The organism is Kitasatospora sp. NPDC059571, assembly GCF_042735675.1.
Classification (GTDB): domain Bacteria; phylum Actinomycetota; class Actinomycetes; order Streptomycetales; family Streptomycetaceae; genus Kitasatospora.
Genome location: NZ_JBHWBW010000005.1, coordinates 56,098 through 56,957, shown reverse-complemented (window position 1 = coordinate 56,957; position 860 = coordinate 56,098). Strand labels below are relative to the sequence as shown.

The following is an 860-nucleotide window of genomic DNA, read 5'->3' as shown; positions in this document are numbered from 1 at the left end:
CCCCGCGCTCGGCGGGGTGACGGCCTCTTGTGCTTTCTCAGAGCCACAGCAGCGTAGCGCCGACCAGGACGCGTCCCCGCCGGATGTTGGACAATGGATTTCCCCGTGCCGGAGAGGTCGTGATCACCGTGGCCACGCTGCCGAGCCGCTGGATGCTGACCTTCCCCGGACCGGCGGGATCCCACGGCAAACAGGACAGCGTGGTGGTGGAACGACAAGCCGGATACGGCCCACACGGACACCCGCTCTACTCGGACGCGGACCTGAGCGTCCGCGTAGAGATCGAGGATGGCGGCCTGGTCCACATCCTTGATCTCGCGGGCCGTCCCATGCCGGACACGCCCGTCCACGCCCAGCCCCTCACCTGACCTCCCGGCAGCCCGACCGCGCCGCGGCCTGCCGTCACATGCGAGTGGCCGAAACGGCGGTCTTGCCCGATCTTCGCCGGGGCCTCACCGTGCACGCAGGGCCCCGAACGCGGCCCAGGTGAGGAGATGGCCATGTCCACCAACCCAGCCGCCGCCAGACCGACCACCCACCACCTCCGTCGCCGCACCCGCGCCTGGCAGGGCACCGCCCTCGCCTGGCTCGCCGTCGGCCTCCAGCACACCCTCGCCGGCGAGGGCATCCGGCAGCGCTACAAGGCCCAACGCGACCGCGCCATCTGCGCAGCCCTCCGCCGAGGTGCACCCCTCGAACCGCTCGCCGGGCGGCTGGGCCTCGCGCCGGAGACGATCCGGGGCATCGTGCGTGGCAAGCGGATAGCCGAGTAGCCGCGCCGGACGACGGAGGCCCCACGCAGCGCGCGACGGCCCCCGCGGCGCGGCGCGCGAACACAGCCCCCCAGGCGCAACCACCCG

The 860-nt window shown here is 72.9% G+C and carries 2 protein-coding genes; both read left to right on the top strand.

The window, feature by feature from the left end:
• Window positions 1-119 precede the first annotated feature (119 nt).
• Window positions 120-368 carry a DUF6296 family protein gene (locus tag ACFV0G_RS02045; RefSeq protein ID WP_380540065.1) on the top strand — a complete coding sequence of 83 codons (249 nt, stop codon included), beginning with the start codon at window positions 120-122 and terminating at the stop codon, window positions 366-368.
• A 132-nt stretch (window positions 369-500) separates the two neighbouring features.
• The gene (locus ACFV0G_RS02040; protein WP_380540062.1) at window positions 501-773 is read left to right on the top strand and encodes a hypothetical protein; all 273 of its coding nucleotides are present in this window, start codon (window positions 501-503) and stop codon (window positions 771-773) included.
• The last annotated feature ends 87 nt before the right edge of the window (window positions 774-860 follow it).

What these genes read in the sequence shown, in the direction of transcription:
- ACFV0G_RS02040 (WP_380540062.1), top strand. Translation starts at nt 501, where the DNA reads ATGTCCACCAACCCAGCCGCCGCCAGACCGACCACCCACCACCTCCGT.